The sequence below is a fragment of the Clostridia bacterium genome, from assembly GCA_034926675.1.
In the GTDB taxonomy this organism is placed as follows: Bacteria; Bacillota; DTU025; order DTU025; family DTU025; genus JAYFQW01.
Map to the genome: position 1 here is coordinate 1 of JAYFQW010000007.1, position 20,673 is coordinate 20,673.

The 20,673-nt window shown below is 59.1% G+C and carries 15 protein-coding genes; 9 read left to right on the forward strand and 6 right to left on the reverse strand.

Features of this window, described 5'->3' with window-relative positions:
- Positions 1-861: coenzyme F420-0:L-glutamate ligase (locus VB144_03425; GenBank protein MEA4882709.1), on the reverse strand; the 861-nt coding region annotated here is incomplete at its 3' end.
- Between the two features lie 96 nt (positions 862-957).
- On the reverse strand, positions 958-2,706 hold the full coding sequence (locus tag VB144_03430; GenBank protein MEA4882710.1) for a hypothetical protein: 1,749 nt from the start codon (positions 2,704-2,706) through the stop codon (positions 958-960).
- A 255-nt stretch (positions 2,707-2,961) separates the two neighbouring features.
- Here VB144_03430 and VB144_03435 point away from each other — a divergent pair, with 255 nt between their 5' ends.
- Positions 2,962-3,864: a DNA-processing protein DprA gene (locus tag VB144_03435; protein MEA4882711.1), complete on the forward strand. Its 903-nt coding sequence runs from the start codon at positions 2,962-2,964 to the stop codon at positions 3,862-3,864.
- Positions 3,865-4,011: 147 nt separating this feature from the next.
- Positions 4,012-5,388 (forward strand): LuxR C-terminal-related transcriptional regulator, encoded by a 1,377-nt coding sequence (locus VB144_03440; protein MEA4882712.1) that lies wholly within the window; start codon positions 4,012-4,014, stop codon positions 5,386-5,388.
- A gap of 56 nt (positions 5,389-5,444) precedes the next feature.
- On the opposite strand, the gene VB144_03445 is transcribed toward VB144_03440, so the two are convergent.
- The 4 genes from VB144_03445 to VB144_03460 all read right to left on the reverse strand — a co-directional run bounded on the left by VB144_03445 (position 5,445) and on the right by VB144_03460 (position 10,482).
- Positions 5,445-6,527 carry an ABC transporter ATP-binding protein gene (locus tag VB144_03445; GenBank protein ID MEA4882713.1) on the reverse strand — a complete coding sequence of 361 codons (1,083 nt, stop codon included), beginning with the start codon at positions 6,525-6,527 and terminating at the stop codon, positions 5,445-5,447.
- Between the two features lies 1 nt (position 6,528).
- Positions 6,529-8,274 carry an iron ABC transporter permease gene (locus VB144_03450; GenBank protein MEA4882714.1) on the reverse strand — a complete coding sequence of 582 codons (1,746 nt, stop codon included), beginning with the start codon at positions 8,272-8,274 and terminating at the stop codon, positions 6,529-6,531.
- A complete protein-coding gene (locus VB144_03455) occupies positions 8,274-9,368 on the reverse strand; it encodes an ABC transporter ATP-binding protein (protein MEA4882715.1) in 1,095 nt (364 codons plus the stop codon). The genes VB144_03450 and VB144_03455 overlap by 1 nt, the downstream gene beginning before the upstream one ends.
- 118 nt (positions 9,369-9,486) lie before the next feature.
- A complete protein-coding gene (locus VB144_03460; GenBank protein MEA4882716.1) occupies positions 9,487-10,482 on the reverse strand; it encodes an ABC transporter substrate-binding protein in 996 nt (331 codons plus the stop codon).
- Between the two features lie 319 nt (positions 10,483-10,801).
- Here VB144_03460 and VB144_03465 point away from each other — a divergent pair, with 319 nt between their 5' ends.
- From VB144_03465 to VB144_03495, 7 genes are all read left to right on the forward strand, one after another.
- Positions 10,802-13,141: a glycosyl hydrolase gene (locus VB144_03465; protein MEA4882717.1), complete on the forward strand. Its 2,340-nt coding sequence runs from the start codon at positions 10,802-10,804 to the stop codon at positions 13,139-13,141.
- A gap of 135 nt (positions 13,142-13,276) precedes the next feature.
- Positions 13,277-15,265, forward strand: a complete 1,989-nt coding sequence (locus VB144_03470; GenBank protein MEA4882718.1) for a 5'-nucleotidase C-terminal domain-containing protein — start codon at positions 13,277-13,279, stop codon at positions 15,263-15,265.
- 112 nt (positions 15,266-15,377) lie between these two features.
- Positions 15,378-15,983 carry a hypothetical protein gene (locus VB144_03475; GenBank protein ID MEA4882719.1) on the forward strand — a complete coding sequence of 202 codons (606 nt, stop codon included), beginning with the start codon at positions 15,378-15,380 and terminating at the stop codon, positions 15,981-15,983.
- A 55-nt stretch (positions 15,984-16,038) separates the two neighbouring features.
- Complete coding sequence (locus VB144_03480) at positions 16,039-17,187, forward strand: M20/M25/M40 family metallo-hydrolase (protein ID MEA4882720.1); 1,149 nt, start codon at positions 16,039-16,041, stop codon at positions 17,185-17,187.
- Positions 17,188-17,225: 38 nt separating this feature from the next.
- Positions 17,226-18,173, forward strand: a complete 948-nt coding sequence (locus VB144_03485) for an RsmB/NOP family class I SAM-dependent RNA methyltransferase (GenBank protein MEA4882721.1) — start codon at positions 17,226-17,228, stop codon at positions 18,171-18,173.
- A 99-nt stretch (positions 18,174-18,272) separates the two neighbouring features.
- Positions 18,273-19,208, forward strand: a complete 936-nt coding sequence (locus VB144_03490; GenBank protein ID MEA4882722.1) for a hypothetical protein — start codon at positions 18,273-18,275, stop codon at positions 19,206-19,208.
- Positions 19,192-19,953, forward strand: a complete 762-nt coding sequence (locus tag VB144_03495; protein MEA4882723.1) for a hypothetical protein — start codon at positions 19,192-19,194, stop codon at positions 19,951-19,953. Before VB144_03490 ends, VB144_03495 begins: the two co-directional genes overlap by 17 nt.
- Positions 19,954-20,673: the final 720 nt, after the last annotated feature.

Consider the following 20,673-nt stretch of genomic DNA (forward strand, 5'->3'; position numbering starts at 1 on the left):
ACGGTAAGCGCCGTCGCCGTACACGATCACTTCGATGCTCTTCCCAAGGCCCTCGGCGACCCTCGCCTGAAGCGCAATCGCGAGTTCATCCGCATGGCGGGGCGCCAGTTTGAGCCTATCGCCTGATGACATGTTGCTGCCAAGGAGCCCCCACTCAGACCATGCTGGCCTGCCGGAATTGCACAGCTCCTGCAGGGTTATGCTGCTGATCCCGGCTGACGCAAGCCTGCTTCTGAGTCGTTCTCTGTTGTGGATTGTGGCCACGATAATTCCATCTGCGCCAACCTCGCCTATGTGGAGAGGGTTGTTGCATAGGTAGATCTTCGAGCTAGCGCCCTGGCCTTCGATAATGCTCTGATACAGATCTATGTAGTCCACCCCAGTGACCGGGTGCTTGAACCTGTCGTCGCCGATGTCCTCCAGGGTGATCACATCACTGTCGGCCTTGCCGAGCCTCTCGGCGAAATCCCAAGGCAGGATCGGGTTGCCCACTTCATCCGCTGGCTGCGACAGCTGCACTACAACTGCTCCCTCGGGAACCGCTCGTGCGAGGCCTTTGAGCACCAATGAGAATCGGTTCCTGCTCAGTATCGGGAACAGAATCCCAAGTGTGCTCCCGGGTCCGAGCTCAAGCTTCTCCCGGGCCTCACGAGCGACGTCGTCGACGGTCACGTAGTTGTTCTGTGCACGCGCCACCACTGATTCCGTGACGCACACGGTGTCGCCGGAATCTAGGAGGCCATCGTCATTGCATTTGGCAAGCGACTCGTACACCATGTCAAGCATATCGCCTCCGGGTACAACAACCCCGATTTTGATCCCAAATGCAGACACCCCAACGTAGGCAGGCAGTCTCGCCACTCGCAAACATCCTCTCTATCGATGGGATATGGGGAATCGTAAGGGCAACGATGCAACACGCCCATAATACCCTGATACCCGCCGCGCTGCAACAACTTATTGGGCGTGCACTGGCGAGCGCTGTGCCTCAGATGCCTCAGATGCCTCAGATGGCTGCGACTCGACGGATGGCCCAGATGACCATTTGGCGCCATCCAGAGGATAATCGGGGAACCACGGAATGGCATGTAGCCTCTCTGCCGGGATTGAGGCAGCCAGAAACCGGCCAACAGCGGACTGTGCGCCCAGGCCTGCGAATAACGAGACCGTTGGCGACAGGCCATTTGGAACTGGGACCTGGAGGCAAGCTGGGGCTAGTATTCCCCGAGACGCCTGACTACCCTGGACCCCAGCTGAGCCTGATGCTCTGACTGCTCTAGATGCCTTGAGTGTGTCCGCCAAGGTGAGCCTGGCCGCTTCCGCCTGCATCGCTGTGAATGACGACACGGAGTACCCGCCAGGCTGGGATGGGGCCACGTAGTACAGGAGCGGGTCTGCGAAGAGGCCTAGCGCTGCTGTGTAGTGCAGCGCCGCCGACAACTCTGCGCAGTTGTCTGACTCAATGACGTATATGAACGCTGGAAGGCTCAACAGGCTCTCCCTCAGCTCGTCATATGTTGCACGGCTCGCGACAACGACTGGAAGGGTTCTGTTCATAAGGGGCACGGACAGCGCATGGAAGGCGGTGCACAGAGGCTGACCTAGCTCTGCTCTGAGATCCACCGATAGCCTGTTTGCGCCGAGATCGGGCAGGCCCGCTGCCTCCTCGAATCTGTAGCCTTCGCCAGCGTCGAGATACGTGACCGAGGTCGCGGCCCGCGCGATGTAGGCTGTGAACAGGTATTCCGCTGGCCACACGGGGAAGTAGTGCCCGCCATCGGTCCAAATCTGCTCAGCTCGCGCCAGTGACCTGCGCAGCCTCTGCGCATCGGCTGAGGACATTATCAAGTCGCTCGTCCCATTGAACAGAAGCGCGGGCCTAGGATGGAGATCTGGAACGTTGGCTGGATCCACAATCTGCAGAGCATCGGAGAAAGCACTGACATCCAGCAGGTGCAGGCTTGCAGCTGCTCTGAATATCCGGAGAAGCTCGGTGTCGCCATTCTGAAGAATCCCGGCAACCCCTGATCCAGCAACTGCGAACATCCCGTTTGCGAAGCGAGGTTCCATCTTAAACGCAATGGAAGCCACGATTCCGCCTAGGCTAACGCCGGCTATGGAGATGGCGTTCTGATTCACCTCTGGCCGAGCCGATAGCCAATCTACTGCGCGGCGACAATCGATCACTGCACGGCGGATGTTGTCTCTCACCGCATCAGGCTGCCCCACGATGAGTTGCTGCCCTGGGATGAGGGGGAATCCCACGGTCCTCCTGTGATGATAAGGAAGGCTCGGCGTCAGAACGGCAATGCCCCGCTTAGCGGCGAAGTCCGCTATGCTCCAGAATTGATACTCCGAATCGGAGAACATTCCGTGAATTCCCACCATAACGGGAACCGGCGCATTGTCAGCGGAATGCGGAACGTAATACCTGGCGTATACCGTGTCGCCATCGCTCTGATACGATACTTCATACTCGCGATACCACAGGTTGGAGTTCCCAGCTATCATTGTGGCCTGCAGAGGGGCGGATTGGTCATAGGAGTAGAAGGCCTCGATCTCCTCTGGGGTCGGGATCGGTGCAGGTGCAGGCAGTGTGGGCGCTGGCGCCGCCGTGGCTGGCTGAAGGCATGACGCTTCACCCGCGAACACTGATAGCAGGGCTAGTGGAATAGCTATGGAAGCGAAGATGCGCCGTAGCTGCATTGTCTCACACCATCCTATGTGCTTTCGGGGAATCTCGGGAGCTCAGAAACCCTACGGTAAGTGCTGCGCATGTGTAGATTATACAGCTGCCTCAGTTATGCTGCATGCTAATCCACCAACTACCATCGCCGCCCGAAGTGACACGGAGTGCATATAATGGTATAATATAGTAAACCGCACTGCGCTCGCGAGGAAGCGGAGCACGTGAGGCAGGCGGGGTCAGGAGGTGAACTGGAACTGCATGGAGACAGGCGATTGAGCTTGCTCGCCCTGCTTGTTATCCCTGGGGTCGGGCGTGGAACAGTCAGACGGATGCTCCAGTCGGCGCCATTCGCAGTTCCCGACTGGGCTGATCTGCGTGATGCGCTTGCTTATGCGATGGGCCGGAGGCAGGGCATGCGCGGGCCCGTACTGAGGGCGGATTTCGAGGAGGCGCTCCACAGGGCCGAGTCGATAATCGCGGCCTCCGAACGAAACGGGATTCACATTCTGGAACCGGCAGACCCTCGGTTTCCCGTAGGCCTTCAGAGCATCCCTGCATCGCCGGTTCTCCTTCATGTGCTGGGAGACCCAGCTTGCCTGAACGCTCCAAGCCGCGTCACACTGGCAGGCACTCGTCGGCCCACGCCATATGGGGTGGAAGTGGCTGAGTCCCTCGGGAGAGAGTGCGCCCGCGCCGGGTTCACAGTGGCGAGCGGCCTCGCGGTCGGCTGTGACACTCTGGCCCACTCAGGCTGCGTTGCAGCCGGGGGCAGGGGCATTGCAGTGCTGGCCCACGGGCTCCAGGATGTGTACCCGCCACAGAATCGCGGGCTTGCCGACGCTATCGTATCGGGCGGCGGATGCTTGGTAAGTGAGTACCACTACGGCGAGAAGGCCTCGCCGAGAACGTTCGTTGAGCGAGACCGGCTGCAAAGCGGGCTTGGGCAGGGCCTAATAGTGGTGGAGACTGGTATCGACGGCGGAACGATGCACACGGTGAGGTACGCTATTGCCCAGGGCAGGCCGGTTGCGGCTGTCGTGCATCCTCCAGATACAGATAGCGAACCAAGTGCTGCGGGAAACCGTCTGCTCCTCGATTCGGGATGGGTGAGGCCTCTTGAAAGCGGCAGGTCCGCTGAGTTTCTCAACTCCCTGTGCGGGGGGCTACTCGGCTAGGGCGCACCCGATATGTGCCGCCGGCATGCCAGTGAAGGATTGAGGCGGTCGTTGTTGAATCATGAGATGCTTGCAGACTGAGACGTACCGAGACCATTCTCGCCCCTATGTGGGTTGGGGCATGAAGCATCCAAGGAGTGGCTAATGATGCTGCACCCGCGGATAGCGCGTGATGGCTTGTTGTACTTGCTCATTGCGTTCACAGCCCTTATCGCTGCAGTGAGCGCATTCGGCCTAGCGCCAGACGAGACGCCGGTCGGACGCCTTGCGGAATACTCGGATTTGGTGGCGAGCCAGGCGGCATTCGGCCTTCGTCAGCGGCTCGAGGCATATGAGAATATCTCATTCCAGTTCGTGGCCAATCAGGATCTGAACAGTGTGCTCCTGACCCACGTCACCAGCGAGGATACCTACGAAGTCGCCTCCAGCAACCGCGCATTCTCCAACTTCCTTGAGGGATTCGCCTTTGGGGACGATGGAATCTACGACGCCTTCTTCATAGACGAATCCAATAGCGTCCGCAAGGCCCTCACGATGCGCGAGACGCTGCCTGCAGATTTCATCGTCTCATTCCGGAACTCCCAGGCATTCCAGGAGATCCTTCAGGCGGATGGCAAACCTGTGTGGGCGCCAAGGGTGCGCCCCGGCTCTGGCAACCCCGAGTGTGTGCTGCTGGGGCGAAGGATCAAGCACCTGTTCTCCGGCAGGCCCCTGGGGGTGTTCGTGCTGCTCATCAGGGCCAGGGAGTTCGCCGCCGACTTGAACGACTACTTCACGCGCAACTTCTACTTCTCTGTTGGAACTGTTAAGGCGAGCTACACACTGATCGTGGACAGCCGCGGAAGGGTAGTGTCGGCGCCGGAGAGGATGGATGACGCAGACGCATACGCTGCGTGGACGCTGACCTGCATTTCGCAACCTCGAACCGTGTTGGCGAACCAGCGCTCAGGAGGGAACTTCGCAGCGAGTATCGGCAAGGAGCAGGTTCTGGTGACGCACCAGCCCATCGAAGGCGCCGATTGGCGCGCATTCGTGGCGGTGTCACCCCGTGCAGGGCTGCCGGTGGAGCATTCGCCACTCGCTCGCTATGGCCGAACTGCTGTGGCCGCGGTGGGGTTTGCGGTTGCCGTCGGTGCACTGCTTGTTGCCTTCCCTATTTCTGCTCGAAGGAGACGCACGGGATCACCGGTGAGTCTCGCGCCATCGGACGCCGCGCCATCGGACACTGCGGCGCCAAGTGAGGCCCTGCCCTCTTCAGGCGCCGCGCCTGAGGCGGAGGTGAGCTGTGAATGGGTTCAAAGCCTGAGCGTGAGGGAACGGACGGTTCTGGCTCTCCTGGCCCAGGGGTATTCGAATCGGGAGATAGCTGCCCGCATCTTTGTGGCAGAGCAGACGGTGAAGAACTATGTGAGCGTGATCTACGACAAGATCGGAGTGCGCGATAGGGTTCAGGTATCGTTGCTTGCGATGAAAGCTGGGATTCGAGGTGATGACTCGGCGAACACCGGAAAGCACGCGAAATAATGTGAGACCCGGCTGTGACCAGCCGGATCCAAACATGCTTCACAGGCTCTTTGGGACTATCGTTCATACCAGAGCAGCCTATTGAACCTCAGCCTGCATGGCTTGCCTTCGGCCAGGCCCGCATTTCGCCGCTGCTTCTGCACGCGGATCTCTGTTTGCCCCACAGTCACCCGGTAGTCGATGATGTCGCCTAGATACACCTTTCGCTTTATAATCCCCGCAACCGTCCCATCTGGCGCAAAATCGATATCCGATGGTCGACATGCCGCAGTGAGCGGTTTCCCCGATGAGCTAAGGGCTGCGGCTCCATGGGCATCGCTTGCGGCATCTGCAGACGCTGATATCTCCCCAGCTTCTCGTGCTCCCTCCACATAGGCGCGTCCATCCGCGATCTCCACGGGGATGAAATTCGACAGGCCGATGAAGCTGAACACGAACTTGTTTTCGGGGTTGTTGTAGATGTTCAGCGGTGTGTCGATCTGCTGAACTACGCCGTCCGACATCACCAGCATCCTGTCGGACAGGGCCATCGCTTCGCTCTGATCGTGGGTAACGAAGATGATGGTGAAGCCCAGCTTCCGCTGTAGATCCTTGATCTCGAACCTCATCTCTTCGCGCAGCTTTGGGTCGAGATTGGACAGCGGCTCATCCAGCAGCATCACTGCGGGATTCAGCGCGATGGCCCTGGCGAGGGCGATTCTCTGCTGCTGCCCCCCTGATAGCTGCCCTGGAAAGCTTCGTTCGAAACCCGTGAGGCTGGTGTGGGCGAGCGCGCGCGCAGTCCGGTCGTTCACCTCAGACTGGGGAATGCGTCGGTACCGCAATGGCAAGGCCACGTTTTCGAACACTGATAGGTGAGGCCAGACTGCGAACGCCTGGAATACCATGGCGAAGTCGCGCTTCTCGGGCGGCAGGTAGTAATGCCGGTAGCTCGACGACACTGCCTTGTCCCCCACAAGCACCTCGCCCTCGTCCAGATCCTCGAAACCTGCCACTATTCGAAGGGTGGTCGTCTTGCCGCACCCTGAAGGGCCGAGGAAGGAGAAGCACTCGCCCTGCCGTATGTGGAGGTTCAGGTTGTTGACTGCCGTCACGTCGCCGAAGCGCTTCGTTACGTTCACTAGCTTGAGGTCAGACACCTTATTGAGCCCTCCCTTCGCCGCCGGTCACGCGCTTGATGATCATTTCACCTACTACGATGATCACAAGAGCGATCGATGCCAACGCGGCTGCGAGAACAGTCTCGCCATCCTCATTCAGAGCGTAAATGGCAACACCGATGGTGCGAGTCTTGGGTCCGTACAGCAGCACCGAAGTGGTGAGCTCGCGGAGGGCAGGCAGGAATATCAGGAAGAATGCAGCAACCATGCCCGGTTTGATGAGCGGCAGCACGATATCCTTCATTGACTGCCAGTGAGTGGCCCCACAGGACCGAGCCGCCTCTTCCAGCGAGTTGTGCACCTGCTCAAGCGCAGCGGAGTTCGACTTGATGGAGAAGGCCATGTACCGTGCGATGTAGGCGACGAGGATGATCCAAGGCGTGTTGTACAGGTTGATTCCAAACTTGCCGCTCCACATGAGTATCATGCCGAGTGCGATCACCGTCCCTGGCACAGAATACGGGAGCACGCCTAGGAACTCCAGGAGGAACTTGCCGCGCACCTGCATCTTCACGATTACGTACGAGATCATCGTTCCAGCCAGCATCGTCACGATGGCGGCCCCCGTGGACAAGGTCAGGCTGTTCCTCACTGCATCACGGGTCATCCGCCAGTTCAGGATGTACTTGAAGTTGCGCGTGGTCATGTTCTTCAAGGCTATGGGAAGGCCATAAGTCTTCAGTGAACCCACTAGGAAGATGGTCACTGTCGGCATTATCACAGTCACCAGGATGTAGATAATGCTGATGATCAGTATGGGGATCTTGGCCCCCCGCAGCTTGAGAAGCAGGGGACGCATGCTCTTGCCTGCGATTATGCTGTACCGTCCCCTCCGCAGAACCAGTTTCTGCAGATAGAGGATGAGGGCGGCCGATAGCACAAGGATCGATGCGAGGACAGTCCCTGTTCTGATCGAGTCGAAGCTTCCCGCGCTTGCGTATATCTTCCTGTAGATCAGCGTCGGGATGTTGTAGATGCCAACTTCCGTCCCAAGGATCGCCGGCACGCCGAAATGCGCTAGTGAGTACAGGGCAACCAGAAGTGCCCCTGCAGCGATGCTCGGGGTTATGAGAGGGAATGTGATCTTCCGCATTATGGTGGGAAGCCCTATCCCGGATATCCGTGCCGATTCCTCAAGCGTGGGGTCCATTCGCTCCAAGGCCGCACTTACCTGAAGGAACACGAATGGAAACAGATACATGGTCTCGATTGCGATTATCCCTCCGAGGCTGTATATGTTGAAGATCGGCTTCTCAAGCCGTAGGAGCCTGCTCAGGGCAGCGTTGATGTACCCGCCTCTGGGCGACAGCAGCACCTTCCACGCGATGGCGCCGATGAAAGACGGGAGCATGAACGGGACGAGGAAAAGCAGCTTCATTGCCTGCTTGAACGGAAGGTCGGTCCTGGTGACGAGCCAGGCGAACAACACTCCCAGCGCCGTGGCAACGCCCGTTACGCCCAACGCGATCAGCAATGAGTTCTGAAGGGCCTTGTAGGTTTCCGGAGTCTTGATGATGAGTATTACATCTTTCGCGTTGAACTTGCCGTTCACGAAGAAGGCGTTCCAGAATATGAGGAGGACGGGTATGGCGACGACAATGACGAGAGTAAGGATGGAGAGGCCGAGGATGATCTCAGCGCCTCCGATGCGCCGTCCTCTCAGCTGTGCACGGCCCGCTGGGGCCGTGGGATGCACTCTGCCGCCAGCTGGCTTCGTAGTGGACATCACGACACCCCCTCCATCATCTCGTCTGGTCTGAACCATTTCACCTTGTGGAACCGGATCGAGCTTGTGGCGCCCTCGGGAAACACCAGGTCGTGCATTAGGGCCTCTCTGGTGTCTTGCTGCACACGAATCTCAGAAGCGCCCAGTCGAATGAGGTAGTCGAAGGTTGATCCGAGGTAGGTGACGCGACTCACGACTCCGGTTGTTTCGGATGGCTCCCGCATCAGTTCAATGTCGGAGGGACGGCAGCCTGCAACCAGCCGATTTCCGCCTCGCATGCCGTCAGGTATCGGGTAATCCACTGGGGTATCGGTCTTCTCTACGAATGCTCGTCCGCTGCGGATATCCACAGGGATGAAGTTTGAGACGCCCATGAACTTGAAGATGTAGCTATCCACTGGGTCCTCATAGATCTCCTCCGGCGTTCCTATCTGCCTTATGGCGCCTGTTCGGTCCATGATGGCGATGCGGTCGGAGAGTGCGAGGGCCACCTCTTGATCATGGGTGACGTACAGGATTGTCACACCCGTGTTCCGCTGAAGCTCCTTTATTTCGAACCGCATGTCCTCTCTGAGGTTGGCGTCGAGGTTGTTCAACGGCTCATCGAGGAGCATGATCCCGGGCCTCGATACGAGTGCGCGGGCGAGGGCCACCCGCTGTTGCTGCCCCCCAGATAGCTGGTAGGGAAGCCTGTTCTCCATGCCGCGGAGGCCGACTGTTGAGATCGCCTCCATGCTCTTAGGCATTGCCTCGGCCTTCGGGAGACGCTGAATCTGCAGGGGATAGATGACGTTCTGGAGTACCGTCTTGTGGGGCCATACTGCGTAGTCTTGGAATACTACTCCGATGCCTCGCTCCTCCGGCGGCAATGACATCCCCCTGGCGGCGCTGGCCACAAGCCTGTTGCCGATTTGGATCTCGCCTGTGCTAGGACGCTCGAATCCGGCGATCAGCCGCAGAATCACTGTTTTGCCGCAGCCTGATGGCCCGAGAAGTGTAAAACACTCACCATCGCGAATGGCAACGCTCAGATTGCTGATGACTGCTCGCTTTCCGTATTCTTTTGAGATGTTCTGAAGCCGGACTTCGGCCATCTCATTACCTCCGAATGCAATTGACGTTCCAGACCCGGGCATGCCTCCTGCCAGCTTGGACAGTGCTGGGCTGGCAGGAGGCATGCCCCACATTGCGATCAGGGCCTACTGTGAGAGTCTACTTGCCAGTCATTATCGTGGTGAATTTCTCTATGATAGCTTCCTTCCCGCTCAGCACCTTCTGGTAGTCGAGAGGCATGGCGCGCCTGACAGCTTCCTCAGGCGACACGAGGCCGACTCCACTGGGGATTGGGACGTCCTTACGGATGGGAAGTGTGAAGGAGCTGGCGATGATGGACTGGCCCTCCTTGGAGAGGAGGAAGTCCACGAACTTCTTGGCGGTCTCAAGGTTCGGGCTGCCCTTCAGCAGAGCGACAGGGCTGGGGATGACAAGCATCTTGTCAAGGTACGCGAAGCCAAGAGTGGCCCCATCCTGAATCTTGCTGATAGTGATGTAGTCGACGCCGATGCATGCTTTGAGGTCGCCGATGGCAGTGTCATCCACCACTTGCCCGGAACCCTGCCCCATCTTGGCGCCATTGGCCCGGAGCTTCTGCACGTATTCCCAGCCTAGGTTGTCGGCGATCATTGCCACGCTCACCATGGCAGTGCCGGAGATTGCGGGGTTTGCAATTCCGAATCCGTCTTTGTACTCGGGCTTGAGGAGATCATCCCAGGTCTTGGGAGGGGTCTTTATCTTGTTGGTGTTGTAGGCTATTCCGAGGGTCCCTAGCCGCGCGGGGGTGAAGTAGCCATCCGGATCCTTAACCGGGCTCACGATTGCGAGAGCTTCAGGCGATATGTATTTCTCGAGCACGCCTTGGCTCTTCAGCTGGTAGAAGTCTGGAATCTCGCTGGTCCACAGCACGTCGGCGGCGATGCGGCCTGCTTGACGCTCGGTGGCCAGCTTGGCCATGAGCTTTCCGGCGCCTGCCGAATAGTAGTCGAACTCAACATTGGGGTACTTCTTGACGAAAGCGTCGCGGATCTCGCCGATGAGGACTTCTTTCATTGAGGTGTACACCATGAGTTGGTCTTTCTTGGCGGCTGTTGTGGAGGTCACGAGGCTTCCGAGCACCAGGAGCGCGACAGCAAGGACGATGAGTTTCTTCACTACAATCCCTCCGTTTCAGAATTGGGTCACAGTGGTCTTGGGTCACAGTGGTCTTGGGGCACACGGTTTCGGGTCGCAGCGGTCTTGGGTCGCGAGTAGGCCGAGGAACGTGAGTAAGGCGATGAACGCGAATTTCCAGGATGATTGTAACCATGGATGAGGCCGGGAGTCATCGTACCACCGTACCTAGCTGCAGATATGTACCATGGTACTGGCTTCCGGCAATGAAAACGGGCGCAGAAGTTGATGGAAGGCAATGACCGTGTTAGACTTTTCATACCAAAAGGGAAGTGATATGTGTGTGATTGGAGGGCTAATCATGTGGAAGACCGCTCTTCTCTCCATCTCAGCCGTCGCGGCTATCGTGCTCCTTGCGACCGCAGCTCCTACGGCTCTGGCTTCATCTGGTTCTTCGATGGCATCTGGCGCCTCGGCTTTGCGGGATAGCTCGGGTGCGCCTGACGCTGCGGGCAGCGGTGAGCATGGCATCGTATCAGTTGGCAGCGGAAGCTACACAACAGTCCTGCCCAAAGGCCATTACGGGCCGCCGGGAGAGGCCTTCATAACAGAGAACATAGTAGGCGCGGTTCCCACCAACAAGTGGTGGAGCTCGGCTGCATGGACGGTATACTCGTTTCCGATGTACCCGCACCCCTTGACTGCGAAATGCACCCCCACCGGCCTGGAGCTCGGGTTCCCGGTTAATGCCCTCGATTGGGAGCGCGACGATGAGGTTGATGTGCTCATGGAGCACAGGGCGGATCTGGAGGTGAGGGGCGAGGGGATCGAGCCTGACGACGCTAGGGTCGACGGGTACAGTGACTGGGCAGTGGATATCAGGATGGCCGCAGGGCACAAGAGCATGACGGCTACTCTGGCCCACGGCAGCCCGTACGCCTTCTTCACCTTCAGCGGCGTGCGCCCTGCCATTCGGTTCGGCGCCGCACCTGAGGTGTGGTATGGCGATGCCAGCTGCCAGTGCCTAGGCATCACAGTGAACGGAAATTCCTACGGCCTATTCGCCCCGGCTGGGTCTACTTGGAATGGCCTGGGCGAGCGGGAACTGGTCTGTACCCCAGGGCATGGCGCCGACTACTTCTCGGTGGCAATCCTTCCCGACGGCAGCCCCAAAACGCTGAGTTACTTCAGCGAGCATGCCTACGCTTTCATCACGGACACGGCTGCCAACTGGGAGTATGACGAGGCCAGGAGTGAAGTGCGAACATCCTTTACTGTCACGACCGAGGCGAAGGAGGGAGCCAACACTCACACTATCATGGCATTGTACCCTCACCAGTGGCGTGACAACGCCTCCTTAGCACTGCTTCCAATGGAGTACCGCAGCATAAGGGGGAAAATGCGGGTGATAGAGGGCAACGCCTTCAGCACCTGCTGCAGGTTTACTGGGGTGCTGCCGTGGCTTCCCACGAGCGGTTTGGGCGCCCTTGAGCTTGCAGGCTACGTGGATGAGGCAGCAGGCGAGGGCGAACATATCCGGCTAGGACTGGGCAGCACGAAGCTCAATACATACGTTGTTGGAAAGAACCTGAGCCGCCTCGCGAACGTACTCCCCATTGCGGAGCAGGTCGGGAATGCGGAAGCGAAGGATGGCTTCCTTTGTGCCATTGAACGAACGCTTGAGGACTGGTTTTCGGTCTACTCTGGCAAGGCGGAGAACCTGTTCTACTACGACGGGAATGTGGGTGCGCTCATCGGCTACAACGCAGGATACGGGTCAAACACTGAGTTGAATGACCACCATTTCCACTATGGATACTACATATATGCTGCCGCCTCGGCGGCTCTGCGAGATCCGGATTGGGCCGATCAGAGCCGGTGGGGCGGGATGGTCATGGAGCTCATTCGCGACATTGCCAACTGGGACAGAACCGACTTGCGCTATCCCTTCCTCCGCGTCTTCGATCCTTACGCCGGGCATTCCTGGGCATCGGGGACGTCTCGATATATGTGGGGAAACAATCAAGAATCGTCGTCAGAAGCGATTAACGCGTGGGCAGCTCTGATACTCTGGGGCGAGGCAACCGGGAACAGGACCGTGCGCGACCTTGGAGTGTGCCTGTACGCAAGTGAGGTGGCGGCTGCCAAGGAGTACTGGTTCAACGTGCATGGCGACAACTTCCCGCCTGAATTCGAGAATGTCTGCTGCTCAATCGTCTGGGGCGGGAAGATCGTGCATACGACCTGGTGGACCGATAACCCGCCTGAGGTATTGGGCATAAACTGCTTGCCGATTACAGCCGCGTCGCTGTATCTGGGCCACGACCCGGATTACATCCTCAGGAACTACGGGGAGCTTGCGGCGAGCAGGATCAACACATGGCATGACATTGTCTACTCCTATCTGGCCATGGCCGATCCCGACATGGCGTTGGGCCTGTGGAAAGAGGGATTCACGCCGGAGTTCGGCGAGACCCGCGCCCACACCTTCCATTGGCTGCACAGCCTGGAGGCCTTCGGACGGCCCGACGCGCAAGTCACGGCCGACACTGCGCTCTACGCGGTGTTCTCGAAGGACGGTCGAAGGACATATGTGGCATACAACCCCGCTGACGCTGAGAGGTTGGTGCACTTCTCAGACGGAGCGGTCCTCACGGTTCAGGCCCGCGGGATGGCGGTGAGGACGGCGGATCTGGAGTAGCGAGAACCGTTCCAACATGCAGCGGCACTGACAGGTATATGCCCTCGCGCGCCGAATTCATGTCACGCAATGCCGCTCCGGTCGAAGTAGTGCTTTTCGGCAGAACAACTGCAGAACAACTAAGGAGGATGACCAATGCTAAGAAGACGTCCGATTTCCCTGCTTGCGTGTCTGTCCCTGGTCCTAGCCTTGACCATTGCGCTAGCAGCGCCAGTGCTCGGGGCTGCACAGGCGGAGACGGCTGCGCCAACTTCGAATCTCACCCGTGCGGGCGCTGCAACAATGCTTGTAGAGGCATTCAAGCTATCGCCAATCAGTCCCCTCATAGTGCCTGAAAAGGTGGAGAAGAAGTTCACCTACGCCGATAGCCTGCTCGCTATCGATGAATCGTTTGCTGTGCCGTCTGCGGACGACATCGTGGCGCATCCCGCTCTCAAGGATATCGAGGGCATTCTTAAGGTGCGCGCTCTTGCCGTGACAGACGGGAAATTCAGCCCCGATGCGCCCATTTCCAAGAGGGATTTCGCATTGGCAGTGGCCAGGATCGTTTTCGGTGTGGATGAACCCATCAACTATGTTGCCAGGGCTGCGCAGTACGGGGTTGATCTGAACCCTTGGATGACCGACAAGCCAGTCACGGAAGTGGAGGCCGCCGCAATTGTGGACTGGATCGTCGGAAACCCGGAATTCACGACCGTAACCATGCTGGTGACCACGGATATCCACGGCCACATCGAGCCGTTCCTGCCAGGGCAGTCGAAGCACGCCATAGGCGGGATGTCGAGGATGGCCAAGTTCGTGGAGGAGGTGCGCGGCCGCCAGCCGAACACCCTGCTTCTCGATGTGGGGGATGCGCCATACAACACTAACGTGACCAATCTCTTCGAGGGCAAGCCTGTGATGGAGATAATGAACTACATGGGCTATGACGCCATGTGCCTTGGCAATCATGATTTCGACTTCCCACAGCCCGTAATGGAGCGAAATGCGAGAGCCGCCAAGTTCCCGTTCCTCTCTGCGAATACCTATCGCGATGGGGAATATCCTGGCTTCCTCAAGCCATCGATCGTGAAAGAGGTTGCCGGCATCAGATTCGCAATCATCGGCCTTACCGATGATGAGAGCGCAGTTTACACCCATCCAAACAATGTAAAGGGCATCACCTTCAAGGACCACTTCGTCGCGGCCAAGGAGCAAGTCGATGCGGTTCGGGGCGCCGCAGATGTGGTTATCGCCCTGGCTCACCTCCACGGCGATAACCTCGTCCTGCCCGACAAGGTGCGCGGGATCGACATCGAGCTTGCCGGCGGAACCGATATCGTGGCCTTCCCTCAGAAGGTCGGGAACACCTGGGTAATCTCCTCGGGCAAGCACTCGGAACTCGTCTCCCAACTGAACATGAACTTCTTCGGGACGGAGTTGCTCGGGTTCAACTTCGGCCACGTTTTCATGACCGAGAACCTTCCTGAGGACGGGTGCGTGACGGACTTGGTCAGAAGGTACTCAGACGATCTCAACGCCAAGATGGGCGAGGCGATAGGGGCGACAGAGGTGTTCCTCGATGGTGAGCGAGGCACAGTGCGGCTGAAGGAGTCCAATCTGGGCAACCTGGTTGCAGACAGCCTTCGGGACATCACCGGGGCCGACATCGCTCTGCAGAACGGCGGAGGGGTCAGGGCCAGCATAAACGTGGGCCCCATAACTCTCAAAGACGTGTACACAGTCCTTCCATTCGACAACAGGGTCGTCATGATCGAAGCTACTGGGAAGACGATATGGGAAGCCCTCGAGAACGGCGTGGCCTCCTATCCGTCGGCCGCCGGCGCATTCCTGCAGGTGTCAGGTGTAGAATATACCTTCGATGCGGCCGCTGCGCCTGGCAAGCGCGTGGTTGCCGTAACAGTGAATGGGCAGCCAATCGACTTGGGCAAGACCTACAAGGTGGTCGCAAATGACTTCCTCACAGGCGGCGGAGACCACTACGATATGCTGAAGAGTTGCAGGATACTGCTGGACACCAAGCTCTACCTTCGAGATGCGATGCGGGAGTACGTAATCAAGGTGAACCCGGTATCGCCTGGGCTTGAGGGAAGGATCACCGTACTGAACGAGCCGGTGAAGTAAGGTTGCGATGGCGCCGGATCGAGACCTGTCGTGAATGGCGCCCCCAGGCCTCGATTGGCCTCGGGGCGCCATTCACGCTCTTAGGTGTGGCCCGAGAGGTGGAAACTAGCTCATGGCGAATGGACATAAGATGGACCTTCTTCACAGAATCGCCGTGGTAGCGATTGGGCTGTTTATCGTCAGTGTGGGCGGCGTCTTGTTCATCAGGGCTGGCCTCGGCGTTGACCCAGTCACGGTGCTCACTCAGGGCGTCGCGAAGGTTCTTGGGGTCCAGATCGGCACTTCGAAACAGATTCTGAGCCTGCTTACTGTCGCAGTCGTGTTTGTCTTCGACCGGCGCATCCTGGGTTTTGGAACGGTCATGGATGCGGTGCTGGTCGGTCTGTACATTAACATCCTCCTCAGACTGATTCCAGACGCGGGCGCCCCTATCGCATCATGGATCATGCTGGCGCTGGCTATCCCTCTCATTGGCGCGGGCGTCGCAATCTACATGACGGGCGATCTGGGTGATGGGGCGATTGAAGCAATGATGATGCTGATCCATGACCGACTGGGAGTGGAGATACGCTGGGCGCGCGTGGGAATGGATGTGGCCTCCGTGGCGGTGGGAGCTGCCCTCGGAGGGTCAGTCGGCATTGGCACGCTGCTTGGCGCGGTTCTGACAGGGCCTGTTGCGCAGAAGGCGATACAGCTCCTGAAACGGGCACATCGGTGAGATCATCCGTCCTTGTACTATCGAGGATGGTGTTTGGAAGGAGAAGTGGGTTTACATGGCTGAGCACTGTTGTTCAGGGCGCTCGGGCGGCGATTCCCAACTTCGCGATGCGTTGATCAATGAGTTCTGCGAGATGGCTCGGATCGATGCGGAATCCGGCCATGAGGGCGCCATTTCGGAGTTGGCCAAGGCAAAGCTCAGAGAGCTCGGATTCGACGTGATTCAGGACGATGCCGGGCGGAAGTTCGGCGGAGAGGCAGGGAATGTGATCGGAAGGCTGCCCGGTGCTCGAGGGAGCGCTCCGATTATGCTCTGCGCCCATCTGGATAGGGTCGTTCCTGGCAGGGGCGTGAAACCGGTGGTCAAGGGGGATCTCCTAGTCTCCGGAGGGGATACTGTACTGGCTGCTGACGACCTCTCTGGGGTAGTAGGGATTCTTGCAGGCGTCAGGCTGGCAAAGGCCGTCAGGGCCGACCTTCCCCCGATTGAAGTGGTGTTTACCGTCAGTGAAGAACGGGGGCTTTCGGGCGCGAGCAACCTCGACTACTCTGCCGTGACGTCGAGAAGCGCCTACGTTCTGGATTCCTCAAGTCCAGTGGGGACCGTTATTCTCTCAAGCCCCACTCATGTAGGGCTCGACGTGACCGTGATCGGGCGCGCAGCCCACGCCGCTGTGAATCCGCAGGACGGGCTCAGCGCCATACAGGTGGCAGCCCATGCCATCGCCCAGATACCTTTCGGATGGGTGGATGAGCGCAGCACCGCGAACATTGGGATCATCTCCGGCGGCTCCGCCACGAACATCGTATGCGAGCAGGTTGCTATCAAGGGCGAAGTCCGCTCCTTGGACGGTGCACGGGCATCGGAACTTGCAGAGGAGTACGGCAGACGCTTCCACGATACCGCTGCCCGCTTTGGCGCCACCGCGAGGGTTGCTGCCGAATTGCACTACCGAGGCTACAGCATCCCAAGGGATGCTGCAGTAGTGAAGCGCGTGCACGAGGCCATACGCAAGATAGGACGAGAGGCCGCTTTCGAATCGACGATGGGCGGGAGCGATGGGAACATATTCAACACCCGCGGCATTGAGACCGTCGTCCTTGGCACAGGCGCCGAGCAGGTCCATTCCACCCGCGAGACCCAGTCCATAAGCGAGCTCGTGACAACGGCCGAGCTTGTCAGGGAGATCATCCTGGCTGGATGATCTCCCTGAGTTGATTATCAGAAGGAGTTCGTCGCCTCATGCCACCTAAGTCATACAAGCGATTGTACCAGTCGTTGCCTGCAGGGTTCATCGAAAGCATGGCGGAGCAGTATGGGCCGCGCGAACTAGATGCAATCCTGGATGGATTCATGTGCAAGCGCCCTGCAACTCTACGTGTGAATGCCCTCAAGGCCGATGTCCGTGAAGTTATGGAAGCCTTCCGCAAGCAGGGCGTGAAACATGAGCGAGCACAGTGGTATGCTGATGCCCTCATAATAAGGAACAAGCGGGAGCGGGACTTGGAGCAGAATGAGCTGTACACCGATGGAAGGGTGTATCTTCAGAGCCTATCCAGTATGATTCCTCCCCTCGTGATGCAGCCTAAACCCGGCTGGCGCGTGCTGGACTTGACTGCCGCTCCGGGGAGCAAGACTACGCAGATCGCCGCGCTCATGGGAAACGAAGGCTACATCCTTGCGAATGAGCTCAATCAGATACGCGGGGAGCGCCTGAAGTTCAACATCGCGAGGCAGGGCGCTTTCATCGCGGAGGTGCGCATCGGAGATGGCAAACGGCTTGAGCCCGATCTCGCGGCCTCGTTCGACGCTGTGCTGTTGGATGCGCCATGCAGCGGGGTCGGGCTCTTCTCAGCCGACAGCCCTGTGACCTTCCGGGCGTGGTCGCCGAGGAACGTCGGGAGCCTTGTCAAGGAGCAAAGGAGCCTTCTCAGAACCGCTGCCTGGGCTCTCAGACCAGGTGGAATCCTGATCTACTCAACGTGCACGCTGACCTCGGAGGAGAACGAGCAGAACGTGGCCTGGGCGCTCTCGAAGCTAGGGGAGGTGGCCGTGCTCATGCAGGAACCCGTGGATCTTGAGATCACTGGCGCTGGCGTGAGCACTATTCGCCGCGATGGGTGCCTGCTAGTTCTGCCATCCGAGCTGTATGAGGGGTTCTTCGTGGCGAAGATGCGCAAGCGAGCTTGATACTAGCGATCGTGCAGAGGCGCAGGGTGCGGAAGCGCGCAAGGTTCGAAAGAGTGCAAGGTGCGGAAGCGCGCAAGGTTCGGAGGTGGGCAGAGACTCATGGAATGGACCAGCATCAGAGGCATCATGGCGGCCTTGACCCCTCTGGGAGTTGCAGTTGGCATTGCGATGGCTGGAAGTTCATTTCTGGTGTTCATCTTGCTCGGCTTCGGCGCTGGCGTCGACTTGGGCCGCGTGCTCGGCGGCATCAAGGGTTCAGCTCTGGGGCCGAGTCCGACTCGCACACGTTTCGCGATTTGGGCCGCGGGCGCCCTATGCGTAATGCTAGGAGCTGCGGCCTTCGCCCCCTCAATAGCTAACGTGCAGATTCCGGCGCAGGCGCGTGCCAGCGCTTGGGGGGTGCGGAATATCGCTTCCGCTGATCCGCTAGTCCTCTCCATTCCGGCTCTGCTCCTCAGCGGATTCGTTCAGGAGCCGACGAAGCTGGTCGTGGCGGTTATCGGCTCCTGGGTTCTCATCGCGGCGACAGGTGCGGGTACTGGTGCGAATGCGAATGCGAATGCGGGTGCGGATGCGAATGCGGGCGCGGATGCGCCGCGACTCGGCAACGCCAATGCCAGCCCCAACCCCAGCCCCTCAGCCATTCGGGTTAGCCTGCGCGCGAGAGCCGTGTCGGGCCTTCTGGCCGGGGCCGGATATGGCGGGATGGAGGCCGCAGTGGTTCTGTCCTTCGCCTTCGCGGCGTCCCAGGGAAAGCCCTTTCCCTGGGTGGTTCTGCTCGAGCGAGTGAGTGCGCTTCTCCTCCATACCGGTCTTCCCGCAGTAGCCATGGTCCGTTGGGCATCTAGCCCATGGGCTGGGCTCGCAAGCCTGGTATGCGTTTCACTTGTTCATGCCGGCGTCAACTACGTCACAGTGCCGCTGGGCCTAGGCATACTCAAGATCGCTGCTGCAGAAGCTATCATTATGGCGTCGTCAGTGGGGATCGCCATCTACACAATGTGGCTCTTGAGAGGAGTTGGGCGCTACGAATAATGCAGGCCGCAAGAGGGGAATGCCGGCAGCAGCCACGATACTGATCATCGCGGTCGCAGCTCTAGGAGTCTGGGCGATTGCCAGATCACGGATGGGTGGGCCCGCTGCGCTGTTGTTCACGCCACCATGGAGTGAAGGCGAGGTCAGCACGCTCGAGATACGCAAAGACGGCGTCGTGTTGGGCCAGTGGGAGATGAGAGTGGAGGCGCGCGGCATTGAGACGGCCCTGGTGTCGGTGATGAAGGCCGAGGCCTCGGAGGAGACGGCTGCCGTGATCGTGAACCCCGCCACTCTCGTGCCGAGCCGGACCGAGTTTGAGGAGAAGTCAGCCCAGGGACAGGCGACCTACATCGCTGAGTACGGCCCCAGCGACGTCGTGATCAGCGCGCAGACTCCCAATGGGCCACAGGAGGCGAGGATGAAGCTTCCGAAGCCACCGTATTTTGATAATGAACAGATGGTAATGGTCCTGAGGGCTTTGCCCCTGGCTATGGGCTTCAAGGCCACGCTCAACGACATCATCACGAGAGCGGCATCGAAGGACACCGTCGAGGTGGAGGTAGTGAAGAAGGAGACGGTGGACGTTTCGGCGGGCTCCTTCGAGGCCTGGGCAGTGCAGTTCAGGGGAACGGGTCAAACGGCCTGGATAGCTGTGGATCCCCAGCGGCAGTTGGTGAAGTATGAGAACACGAGGGCAGGCACTGTGTCGGAGCTAACGAAGTACAGCGGGGGGCAGCGGCAGTAGCTGAGGCAGGGGTCTGGCAGTGTGCCAGAGGCAGGAGGCAGCGGCAGTAGGATAGCATGCCAGAGGCAAGAAGCCCACTATGCGGCTCCTTGCCGGCGGCGTCCATCGGACAACGCCCTCGCCACGCGCCGCGCGCTGACGTCGACGTCGACATCGACATCTGCAGCGTGGGCGAGTTCCTACACATAGGGCAGGCGCCGACCGCAGCGAATTCGCGAGGCAATATCGGATTCTCACCTATGAGCATCGCACCGCGATCAATTGCTCAAAACTGAGGTGTTCGAGGCGGGTTCACGCTCATTATTGAGAAACTCGTCGATTTCGCCGGCGCCGGGTGCCTGGAGCGAAAGCCTCACGGGCACGCCTCACAGGCACGGCTCAGAGCTCACAACGCCCATAGCAGGAGTGAAAGTAAGTCGCTACCTGGTGCGGCCAGTCGCTGGAGCGTTGATTCTGGCGTCACGGCCGCAGATTCTCATTTATGAGCAACGCACCGCCATCAATTGCTCAAAACTGAGGTGTTCGAGGCGGGTCCAAGCTCATTATTGAGAAACTCGTCGATTTCGCCGGCGCCGGGCGCCTGGAGCGAAAGCCTCACGGGCACGCCCCGGAGTTCACAACGCCCATAGCAGGAGTGGAAGTAAGTCGCTACCTGGTGCGGCCAGTCGCTGGAGCGTTGATTCTGGCGTCACGGCCGCAGATTCTCATTTATGAGCAACG

What these genes read in the sequence shown, in the direction of transcription:
- VB144_03430 (MEA4882710.1), bottom strand. Translation starts at nt 2,706, where the DNA reads ATGCAGCTACGGCGCATCTTCGCTTCCATAGCTATTCCACTAGCCCTG.
- VB144_03440 (MEA4882712.1), top strand. Translation starts at nt 4,012, where the DNA reads ATGCTGCACCCGCGGATAGCGCGTGATGGCTTGTTGTACTTGCTCATT.
- VB144_03450 (MEA4882714.1), bottom strand. Translation starts at nt 8,274, where the DNA reads ATGTCCACTACGAAGCCAGCTGGCGGCAGAGTGCATCCCACGGCCCCA.
- VB144_03455 (MEA4882715.1), bottom strand. Translation starts at nt 9,368, where the DNA reads ATGGCCGAAGTCCGGCTTCAGAACATCTCAAAAGAATACGGAAAGCGA.
- VB144_03465 (MEA4882717.1), top strand. Translation starts at nt 10,802, where the DNA reads ATGTGGAAGACCGCTCTTCTCTCCATCTCAGCCGTCGCGGCTATCGTG.
- VB144_03470 (MEA4882718.1), top strand. Translation starts at nt 13,277, where the DNA reads ATGCTAAGAAGACGTCCGATTTCCCTGCTTGCGTGTCTGTCCCTGGTC.
- VB144_03475 (MEA4882719.1), top strand. Translation starts at nt 15,378, where the DNA reads ATGGCGAATGGACATAAGATGGACCTTCTTCACAGAATCGCCGTGGTA.
- VB144_03480 (MEA4882720.1), top strand. Translation starts at nt 16,039, where the DNA reads ATGGCTGAGCACTGTTGTTCAGGGCGCTCGGGCGGCGATTCCCAACTT.
- VB144_03485 (MEA4882721.1), top strand. Translation starts at nt 17,226, where the DNA reads ATGCCACCTAAGTCATACAAGCGATTGTACCAGTCGTTGCCTGCAGGG.
- VB144_03490 (MEA4882722.1), top strand. Translation starts at nt 18,273, where the DNA reads ATGGAATGGACCAGCATCAGAGGCATCATGGCGGCCTTGACCCCTCTG.